Origin of the sequence: Neobacillus vireti, assembly GCF_001026695.1 — a bacterium.
In the GTDB taxonomy this organism is placed as follows: Bacteria; Bacillota; Bacilli; order Bacillales; family Cytobacillaceae; genus Neobacillus; species Neobacillus vireti.
This window is the reverse complement of record NZ_LDNB01000015.1, coordinates 174451-184377: the sequence shown is the minus strand read 5'-3', so window position 1 is coordinate 184377 and position 9927 is coordinate 174451. Positions and strand designations below refer to the sequence as shown.

Sequence of the window (9927 nt, the reverse complement as noted above, 5' to 3'; positions counted from 1 at the left end):
ATATTTGACATAACAAAATTTGGTTGAAAACATTGTTTAGCAAATTTACACAAAATCAAGGACTTGACTCAAAAAATAGACTTCTTTCTCAAAATAATAAAGGAAATTACCTGTGCCAGGCTAATCGCCTGGCTTTTAGTCTATCTAGGAGGTGAATCGGAAGGGTATACGGGTAAAAGGAGAAAAGTGACGGGTAAATCAGCAAAATAGACGTATAAATCTTGAATTTAGAAGGATAAATTCGGTAAATTATCCAATGCGACGGATAACGTAGACCCCATCCTAAAAGGGCAACTAAAATTCATAAATCAGTCACAATTAATGTCGATTTTTGCAGGAATATGAAAGATAAAAACGGAAATATGGTGTAAATAAGAAAGGAGTGGGTGTTTTTGATCGCTCAAGAAATTTGTCTAACACCGAGAATGGAAAAGCTGGAGGCTCTTATCAGGAGATTATTTACTTCTCATCCAAAATGGGCAGAGGCAGCAGCAGAATATAAAAGGAGAATGGCTGGATACCGAGGAGAGAAATCGCTGGACTTCCATTTAAGTATGCTTCCTGACACTCAATACCTTATTTTTCATGGACTTCGTTTATTATACGGGGGATTCTACTTCCAAATTGATATCCTTCTTCTATGTTCAACTTTTGCGGTAGTCCTTGAGGTCAAAAATATGTTTGGCGAAATATCTTTTGAAAAGGATTTTAATCAGACCAAATGGAAAAAAAACGGTGCAGAAGAAAGAATAAAAAACCCAGTTTTACAAGCAAAGTTGCAGGCAAGAAAGCTGCGACATTGGCTGCAGGAACACAATTGTACCGAGGTTCCAATTCATTATTTTTTTGTAAATAGTAATGAAAAAACAATCATAAAAACGGAATCTAGAAACGAACAGCTTATTCAGCACATTTGCAACAGCGAAAATGTTTTAGAGAAAATAGAACAAATAGCAAAATATTATAAAACCGATAAATTAGACAAAAAAGAGTTAAAAAAAATAAAACGACTTCTTTTAACAAACCACACTCCAGATAACCCAGATATCCTTAAAGCCTTCAATTTAACTCCAAAAGATATCCCTACCGGCGGCCAATGCCCAGAATGCAACACCATACCAATGGTTTATATAAAAGGAAAATGGTGTTGTTCAAAATGCAAAACAATCTCCAAAACAGCACATATTCAAGCCGTCAAGGATTATTTTCTTTTAGTAAAACCTACGATAACGAATGCGGAACTCTGCCTATTTCTTCATATTGACTCCCCTAATGTAGGATATAAAATCCTAAAATCGATGAATTTGCCGTACTCAGGAACGTTTAAAAACCGGGTGTATCACCAGCCTGAAAAACAATGGGACATTCCACAGCGCGGTGCCAAGTCGAGAAAATTGCCGACTTCGTTTGTATAACATGTTTGCCAAAGAAACTTTTATCAAACATAGCGTTACAATTAAATTACCATTTGGGATTTTCTTGTTACTTTCAAAAAAAACTGCCTATTTAGTAGGGCAAACTAATATTCAGACCTAGACGAATCAAACAGCCAGCAAAAAATAAATTTTGCTGGCTGTTTCTTACGCAGTAAATTTAGTAACGACAGTTTTTTTAATAAAAAACGAAACGATGATTAAAAAGCCAATCGTTACAATGCTTACCGAAGAACCGATGACGTTATTTGAATTTAACAAAAATCCAATAAAGATAACGCTCAAAGATAGAATAGCGAAAATGGTGGTATATGGGAACCATCTCACTTTAAAAGCTGGTTGGTTTTTGTATAGCGGTCGCAGCTTCAACTGTGCGGCACAAATACTAATCCAAATGAACATGACGGTAAAACCTGGAATCGTCATGAGATAGCCGATTACCTCACTTGGTGTCAGATAGGCTAAGTAAAGGCCGGCTAAAATACAGACACTCGTGATGATAATCCCAGTTAGCGGGATTCCCTTTGAGGATACTTTTGCTAACTTTTTAGGTGCAACACCGCTTTGTGCCATTGAAAACAACGTTCGTGATGTTGCATAAATTCCGGAATTTGCGGCCGAAAGCACTGCTGCCAACAGGACAAAGTTCATAATATGGGCCGCTCCTGGCAACCCGGTGCTGCTGAAAACCTGAACAAACGGACTGTCTGCACCTGTGACCTGGTCCCAAGGCATGATGCCACAAATAATGAGAATTGGTAAAATATAAAAAATGATAACGCGCCAAACAGCTCCTTTAATAATCGTTGGCAAAACGCGCTCCGCATCTTTTGTCTCAGTTACAGCTACCCCGATTAATTCTGCCCCGCCATAAGAAAACATGACTACTAAAAAGGCGCTGAACGTTCCAGCGAATCCGTGTGGGAAGAAGCCGCCATGTGCTGTGTAGTTCGAAAATGGATCGTGTACCGTACTAGGAATCAAACCAAATAGCAGCATGCAGCCCAAAATGATAAAAGCAACTAAGGCAATTATTTTAATCCCAGCAAACCAAAATTCCATTTCCCCGTAATATTTTACTTGAAATAAATTGATGCCAACGATAATAACCGCGCAGAGAAAGCTAAGTAGCCATAACGGAATCGAAGGAAACCAGAATTGCAGGAAGCTACCCGCTGCTAATAGTTCAACGACGGTTACGATAATCCAGTTAATCCAGTAAAGCCATCCGACGAGAAAGGAAACCTGGAAGCCAAATGCTTTGTTTACTAAATGTTGCACATTTAAATTTGGAAAGGCTAAGGCCATTTCCCCTAAGGCAGCCATAATAATAAATAGCAAAAGCCCGCCAATTAAATAGGCAACGACAACACTTGGTCCGGCAATATTTAACGTGTCAGAGCTCCCTTTAAAAATCCCTGTTCCAATCATGCCTGCTAAAGCGATGAACTGAACATGCCGCGGCAATAATCCCTTTTTTAATTCCTGATGCTTATTTTCCATGATGAACCAACTCTCTATTTTACTTAGACGCTTTTAAGCGCTAAAGTATTTTTATACTAATATAGCATAAATTGAATGGCTGTCAATTAGAATTGAGATTCACAATAGTTTTTTGAAAAATACAAAATAGCACGCGTTTGGCTCGCGTGCTATTTCTATGTTTATATTCAGATTTTGTAGTAGGTTTTAAGAGGACATCTTCACTTTCTTTTGTGTTGTCGTCCATTTTCCGCGGCTTGGGCTTTTGACCAAGTCATTATAGGCTAAGACATTTAAATCTCGTTGTATGGTGCGAGGAGTGATACCAAATTCCTCTACAAGTTCCTGGGTCGTGACAGTGCCGTTATTGCGAATAAACATGTAGATACATTTGATGCGGTTTAACATCCGGTTAGTCGAAGGTTTCAAAGAACCACTCCCTATCCTTTTTTCAAACCTATGGCAAAATCCTGCTACCGACAGCCTTTTTGAAGAATACTCTTCAAGAATATGTAGTTTTCTTTTCCGCGCAGCCATCTCCTTTTTGTTGGATGGAATGAAGTGAGTACTTTATTGTCTACCTCTAATCATATTGTACCCACAATTTTCAAAAATTTCTACCACTATAGTAAGAAATTAAAATAAACTTAACAATCTTATACAAAATAGGTGGATTCATCTCCTTTTTTTATTATTCTCATACTATAAGTTATGGTGTTGAATGTTTGTTTTATGATAAATTGTTTGAATTTTTAGTAAAGAGATTTCTTTAATTTTTGCATAATTGTAATTTTATTAAGAAGTTCAAGAAAAATTGCTTAGCTAATTGCAATAATGATATTGTTAAAGATGGATAAATATCTTGTTAGGGGGGGAATAAAATTGACACAGGTTAATTGGATAAGTGAAGTGGAAAAACGAAAAGAGGCCCTAATTAAGGACACACAGGATTTATTACATATTAAAAGTCTTTTGGATGAACAACATGCAACGGATGATGCACCGCTCGGGAAAGGTGTAAAAGAGGCTTTGGATTTTATGCTTGAGCTCGGTGAAAAGGATGGGTTTACCCAGAAAAACGTCGGGAACTTGGCGGGGCATCTTGAGTTTGGTGAAGGAAAGGAGCTGCTCGGAATCCTTTGCCATGTGGACGTCGTTCCAGAAGGCGATGGCTGGACAAGTGATCCTTTTGGAGCGGAAATTCGTGACGGAAAAATTTTTGCCCGCGGTGCGTTGGATGACAAAGGGCCGACAATGGCAGCGTATTATGCAATGAAAATTGTGAAAGAGCTTGGTCTGCCGCTTAAGAAGCGTGTTCGTATGATTATTGGCACCGACGAAGAAAGCAAATGGCGTTGTGTCGATCATTATTTTAAGCACGAAGAAATGCCGTCGTTAGGATTTGCCCCAGATGCTGACTTTCCAATCATTAATGCAGAAAAAGGAATTGCTGATTTTGATATGGTTCAGAAGGCGCCAGTGAAGGATTCAGCTGAGGCAAATCTAGAAGTCCAGAGCTTTGTATCCGGAAAAAGATATAATATGGTTCCAGACCACGCCAAAGCTGTCATTTCGGTTATGGCAAACCAAAATGAAGTGATCGAACAATTTATCTCTCATATGAAAGAATATGAGCTGGAATATAGTTACCAAACTGAAAATGGAAAATTAATTTTAGAAGTAGTAGGCGTTTCGGCACATGGGTTGGAACCGAGGAATGGCAAGAATGCAGGTTTGTTTTTAGCTGAATTTCTTTCTAAACGCAGTTTGGATGCAAAATCAGCTCATTATTTCCACTTCTTAACCCATTATTTCTTTAACGATTCAAGAGGTGTAAACCTGGGAGTGGCTTATTCTGATGAAATTTCCGGTGAATTAACGATCAACCCTGGAAAACTTGCTTATTCTAAGGAAGCTGGCGGCATTATCGGAATGACCTGCAGATATCCTGTAACAAACAAAATGGAAGATACGAAGGAGAAGTTGGATGCGCTTTTACTCGATGAAGGATTTGCGATTGAAAACTTTTCTGATTCTAAACCGCATCACGTCGATGAAAAAGAATTCCTGATTCAAACCTTGAAAAAGGTATATGAAGAGCAAACAGCTGAAAAGGCAGAACTTATTGCGATTGGCGGAGGAACGTACGCTCGTTCTCTGGAAGCTGGAGTGGCTTTTGGTCCGTTATTTCCCGGAAGGCCTGATATCGCCCATCAAAAAGACGAATATATGTATATTGAAGATTTACTGAAAGCTACGGCTATTTATGCACAAGCGATTTATGAATTAGCTAAAACAGAATAAATAATTCAAAGGGGAAATGGGAGCATGGGATTTGCAATATTAAACGGAAACATTATTGATCGTTCAGAAGCGAAAGTGGATGTCGAGGACCGTGGTTACCAATTTGGCGACGGGGTGTATGAAGTCATCCGTGTTTATAACGGAAAAATGTTTACCGGCGCGGAACATTTGGAGCGTTTTGGTAAGAGTTCAGACAGTATCGGTATTTCTCTCCCATACAGAACAGAGGAATTATTGGCTTTACTAGAAGAGCTGATTGAGAAAAACAATCTGCAGCTGGGGATTATTTATATGCAGCTTACGAGAGGAGTGTCTCCTCGTAATCATGCTTTTCCAATTGAGAAGGTCGCTCCTGTTCTAACAGCTTATACGAAGGAGTTCGCAAGACCTGATGAAAGCATGAAAAAGGGTGTGCCGGCGATTCTGACAGAGGATATCCGCTGGCTTCGCTGTGATATAAAAAGCTTAAATTTGTTGGGCAATTTATTAGCCAAACAAAAAGCAGCGGAAGCAGGCTGCTTTGAGGCTATCCAGCATCGCGGCGAAAATGTGACTGAAGGAAGCTCGTCAAATATCTATATCGTCAAAAACGGTGTGGTGATCACGCATGAATCCAATAATCTTATTTTAAAAGGGATTACTAAAGACGTGATTCTCGAATTGTGCTTGGAAAATAATATCCCCGTAGAAGAGCGGACCTTCACGCTTGAAGAGCTGGCAAATGCGGATGAAGTGTTCCTTTCCAGCACCACTTCAGAGGTTATGCCGATTGTGGAAATAGACGATAAAAAAGTAACCGAAGGCCAACCAGGCCCAGTAACAAAAAAACTACAAAAACTATTCCAACTAGAAATCGAAAACCAATGCGGCAAACTGAAATAAGACTAGGTGTCAGGCACCATGTGAAAAATTCACATGGTGCCTGACACCCTTTTTTACATTAAGATGGATACAATTTGGGAAACATAGACTAAAATTAAGTAAAGGAATGAGAATGATATGGAGCAGCGAAACCACTTTTTCTTTGCTGTGAAAATTCCGGAAGAAACGAAATTGATTATGAAGGATCATCTGAATCAATTAAAAGAAAAGATCCCTTTTAGCCGTTGGGTCCACCATCAGGACCTCCATATTACATTGGCCTTTCTTGGTGCTGCAGCAGATGAAAAACGTATTGCAGCAGAAAAAAACGTTAATGAGGCGCTTAAGGAGGCAGCAGCATTAACTTTGAATATTAACAAACTTGGTTTTTTCGGGATGGAGAATGCCCCGCGGGTGTTTTGGGCTGATACCGAGGAAAGCGCTGAGCTGAAGAATATCAGGGAAAAGGTGTTTTCTGCCTGCGTGAGGGCGGGATTTCAACTGGAAACAAGACCCTTCCGTCCTCATATTACCCTTGCCCGCAAGTGGAATGGAACCACTACTTTTCAAAAGGAATGGCTGGAAGTATGGCAAGAACTTCAGCCTGCACCTCTTCCATTTCAAGCAAATGAGGTCGTATTGTACCAAACGCATCTTCACCAAACACCAAAATATGAAGTCATTAATCAATTCAACTTACAGGCTTAGAATATGTTTAGATAAAGGTTGGTTTTATGAAGCACATCTACTTTATTATTAATCCAAAAGCGAAAAACGGACATTGTTTGAAAATTTGGGACAAAATTGAAGCAAGGCTAAAAATGGAACAAATTTCCTATCTAGCCTTTTTCACTGAATTTCCCGGTCATGCAAAAAAACTCGCCCATCAAATTGCCGACAACAAGAATGAAGCTGATAAAATCATTATTGCTGTTGGCGGCGATGGCACGATCCATGAGGTCATGAATGGAATAATCAAGCATAAAAATATAACACTTGGATTTATTCCCGGCGGTTCAGGCAACGATTTTTCACGGGGATTTCAGATTCCGTCAGACCCGTTAGAAGCCTTAAAGGTGTTATTAAGGCTTATGAAGCAGGAACCAGCTTTTATTGATGCCGGGAAAATGACGCTCGAAGATCAATCGGAACATTATTTTATTAACAATATGGGGGCAGGATTTGATGCAGTTATTGCTTATAAAGTTAATCATTCTCGGATAAAGGCTTTGTTAAATAAGCTATCCCTTGGCCGCCTGGTTTACGTATATTTTCTGTTAAAAGAATTATTTACTTATAAGACAGCCACAATTGATTTATCAATTGATGGGCAAAAGCATATATTTGAAAAGACATGGTTTGTAACCGTCTCCAATCAACCCTACTATGGCGGCGGTATGAAGATAGCTCCAGGAGCCGAGCCGGATGATGGCCAGCTAGATATTACCGTTGTCCACCAGTTAGCGAGATGGAAGCTCTTACTTGTGTTCATTAGTGTTTTTTGGGGGAGACACATCCATTTTAAAGAAGTAAAAACATTTAAAGGAAGGGTAGTTTCCATCCAATCGGCGACACCGTTGTATGTTCATGGAGACGGGGAACATATTGGCTATACCCCCTTAAACATAGAGATTCAGGTAAAGGGATTGCAGGTGTTAACGAGAAGAGGCCGGAAAGAAAACCTTGATTTGAAAGAGAGGGGAGCGAATGATAGCTACTGACAGAAATTTCCTTGCCTACTTGGATGAGCTGACCATCATTACGATACTGCTTCCGCTTTCATATCATCAAGGGGTGTCAGCCTCATTTTATCTCATCGATCATTCCGGGAAGAGCCCGTTGTCAATCCTTAGTATTAACCAGATTGAAAAAAATCAAAAATATATTTGCCGGCTTGAAGTTGACATTTCATTTGGTAAGCAATATTGGATAATGGATGAACATGGGGGCAAAACAGACCTGCAAATAGGTGCAGTGATTCGAACGGAGTCATTTGATCATCTATTTTATTATGAGGGGAATGATCTGGGTGTGACCTATGATGCGAATCTGACCCGCTTTAAACTTTGGGCGCCAACAGCCACTCAAGTGAAACTTAAACTATTTCTGCCCAACAGTCATTTTTCAGAAATCATCAAGATGAAACGGGAAGACTTCGGTGTATGGTCTGTTGGTATCTACCGTGAGCTAGAGTCCTTTCAATATCGTTTTCTCGTTCAAGTCAATCAGGAATGGCGTGAGGCAGTTGACCCGTATGCTAAGGCTGTGACGGTTAATGGAGAGAAAGGTGTAATTGTAAAACTCGAGAAAACCCGCAAAACGAAACCCGTGTTACCGCCTATCGAAAGTCCAGTGGATATGATTATTTATGAAACCCACATCAGAGACTTTACCATCCATGAAAATAGCGGAATCATCGATAAAGGACTTTACCTAGGAGCCGGAGAGCTGAACACGAAGGGAAAAGGCGGAGGGAAAACCGGGTTATCCTATGTAAAAGATTTAGGTATAACCCATATTGAATTTCTTCCTTTTAATGATTTTGCTGGTATCGATGAACAAGAACGAAATAAATCCTATAATTGGGGATATAATCCGCTTCACTTCAATGCTCCTGAAGGCAGCTTTTCCACAGACCCCTTAAATCCATATGCAAGAATTATTGAGTTAAAACAATTAATTGAAAAAATTCATCAGAGCGGTCTTCGCGTTATAATGGACGCAGTTTATAATCATGTCTACATTCGTGAAACTTCCTCATTTGAAAGCATAGTACCTGGCTATTATTTTCGCCATAATGAGATGGGATTGCCTTCTAACGGAACAGGAGTCGGAAATGATATTGCTTCCGAACGGAAAATGGTTAGGAAATTTATCGTTGATTCGCTTCGCTATTGGCAGGAGGAATATGGTATTGATGGCTTTCGGTTTGATTTAATGGGGATATTGGATGTAACGACTATATCGGAGGTATGTGAGAGTTTACGTCAGGGAACAATCCTTCTAGGCGAGGGCTGGAACTTGAATACCCCCCTTCCTCCAGAACAAAAAGCAATGATAGCCAATCATGCGAAAATACCCCGAGTAGCCATGTTCAATGACAAATTTCGCGATACGATTAAAGGCAGCACCTTCAATTTGTTTGATAAAGGGTTTGCCTTAGGGAATGAACATCACATTGAAACGGCACTCGAGGTCATTACAGGTAGTATAGGTTTTAAAAAGCATGAAAACCGGCTTTTTAACGAACCCTATCAATCAGTAAATTATATTGAATGTCATGATAATCATACACTATGGGATAAACTTCTCTCTTGCCTGCCAGATGCAAATGACTTAACGCGCATGAAATATCACCGCCTTGCTACAGGGATTGTCCTATTGTCTCAAGGAATTCCTTTTCTTCATAGCGGGCAAGAGTTTTTCCGAACAAAACAAGGTGATGGAAATAGCTATCGCTCCTCTAACGAGATTAATCAACTAGATTGGGACCGAAAATCGGAGTTTATTGAAAATGTAAATTATCTTAAAGGGCTGATTCAAATTCGAAAATCATTTTCATGTTTCCGAATGAGAACTGCTGGGGAAATCCGCAGCCAGATTCAACCATTATCAACAGCTCCACCGCTTTTAGGCTGCTTACTAAACAAGGACTCTAATGAGTTGATTTTGTTGATAAATCCCTCTCTTAAACAGCAAACTGTTTCCCTTCCTGAGGGAGATTGGTCCATTTTGGCTGATCACGATTATGCGGGGATTTCGTCCAAAGCCGCCACTGTAAAGGAAGAACTCACGATAGATTCTGTATCACTTAATGTTTTGCTAAAAAAATAGTTTTCCAAGATGA

The 9927-nt window shown here is 39.6% G+C and carries 8 protein-coding genes; 6 read left to right on the top strand and 2 right to left on the bottom strand.

The window, feature by feature from the left end; genetic code table 11:
• The first annotated feature begins 392 nt into the window (after positions 1-392).
• Positions 393-1415 (top strand): nuclease-related domain-containing protein, encoded by a 1023-nt coding sequence (locus tag AA980_RS20085; protein ID WP_024026708.1) that lies wholly within the window; start codon positions 393-395, stop codon positions 1413-1415.
• Positions 1416-1580: 165 nt separating this feature from the next.
• Here the strand turns inward: AA980_RS20085 and AA980_RS20080 are convergent, their stop codons facing one another.
• Both AA980_RS20080 and AA980_RS20075 read right to left on the bottom strand, forming a co-directional pair.
• Positions 1581-2936 (bottom strand): amino acid permease, encoded by a 1356-nt coding sequence (locus AA980_RS20080; RefSeq protein WP_024026707.1) that lies wholly within the window; start codon positions 2934-2936, stop codon positions 1581-1583.
• A 186-nt stretch (positions 2937-3122) separates the two neighbouring features.
• Complete coding sequence (locus AA980_RS20075; RefSeq protein ID WP_024026706.1) at positions 3123-3344, bottom strand: DeoR family transcriptional regulator; 222 nt, start codon at positions 3342-3344, stop codon at positions 3123-3125.
• 453 nt (positions 3345-3797) lie between these two features.
• Between AA980_RS20075 and pepV the strand changes: the two genes are divergently transcribed.
• The 5 genes from pepV to pulA all read left to right on the top strand — a co-directional run bounded on the left by pepV (position 3798) and on the right by pulA (position 9914).
• Complete coding sequence (pepV, locus tag AA980_RS20070; RefSeq protein ID WP_024026705.1) at positions 3798-5219, top strand: dipeptidase PepV; 1422 nt, start codon at positions 3798-3800, stop codon at positions 5217-5219.
• Positions 5220-5243: 24 nt separating this feature from the next.
• A complete protein-coding gene (gene dat / locus AA980_RS20065; RefSeq protein WP_024026704.1) occupies positions 5244-6101 on the top strand; it encodes a D-amino-acid transaminase in 858 nt (285 codons plus the stop codon).
• Between the two features lie 117 nt (positions 6102-6218).
• Complete coding sequence (gene thpR, locus AA980_RS20060; protein WP_024026703.1) at positions 6219-6788, top strand: RNA 2',3'-cyclic phosphodiesterase; 570 nt, start codon at positions 6219-6221, stop codon at positions 6786-6788.
• 26 nt (positions 6789-6814) lie between these two features.
• Positions 6815-7801: a diacylglycerol/lipid kinase family protein gene (locus tag AA980_RS20055; protein WP_024026702.1), complete on the top strand. Its 987-nt coding sequence runs from the start codon at positions 6815-6817 to the stop codon at positions 7799-7801.
• Positions 7788-9914 (top strand): type I pullulanase, encoded by a 2127-nt coding sequence (pulA, locus tag AA980_RS20050; protein WP_024026701.1) that lies wholly within the window; start codon positions 7788-7790, stop codon positions 9912-9914. Before AA980_RS20055 ends, pulA begins: the two co-directional genes overlap by 14 nt.
• Positions 9915-9927: the final 13 nt, after the last annotated feature.